At 61.5% G+C, this 462-nt stretch carries 1 protein-coding gene; it reads left to right on the top strand.

Going from position 1 to position 462, the window contains the following annotated elements; genetic code table 11:
- Window positions 1-127 precede the first annotated feature (127 nt).
- A partial coding sequence (locus EOA27_RS39845) for a YbhB/YbcL family Raf kinase inhibitor-like protein (RefSeq protein ID WP_145970964.1) occupies window positions 128-462 on the top strand: 335 nt, incomplete at its 3' end.

The raw sequence follows: 462 nt of genomic DNA, 5'->3' as shown, positions 1-462 counted from the left end.
ACGCTAGAGCAATTCCAGGAAAAGTGTGAGCGGTTTTCCGTCCGGAATTGCGTCAAAACAAAGGGATAGAGCGGTTCGCCGTTTCCGTGAAACGGTGAAACGCTCTATAGTATTCAGGGAGGATCACATGACCTTGCGTTTCGGCTTGACCACGCTTGCCCTTGTCGCCTTAGCCGGCCATGCGGCGGCCTTCGAGATCTCCAGCCCGTCAGTCTCCGACGGCAAATGGAATGCGAAATATCTCGGCGACAAGGCTGGCTGTGGCGGCAAGAGCGTCTCGATCGCGCTCGCCTGGAAGGACCCGCCGGCCGGCACCAAAAGCTATGCGCTGACCATGTTCGACACCGACGCCAATGGCGGCAAGGGTTTCTGGCACTGGCTGGCCTGGAACATCCCGGCCAGCGCCAAGGGCCTGGGCGAGGGCGCCGGCGCCGAGGGCGGCAAGAGCATGCCCAAGGGCTC

The sequence above is a fragment of the Mesorhizobium sp. M2A.F.Ca.ET.037.01.1.1 genome, assembly GCF_003998075.1.
Classification (GTDB): domain Bacteria; phylum Pseudomonadota; class Alphaproteobacteria; order Rhizobiales; family Rhizobiaceae; genus Mesorhizobium.
Note: the sequence above shows the minus strand (reverse complement) of the source record. Positions and strands in the feature narration are given on the sequence as shown.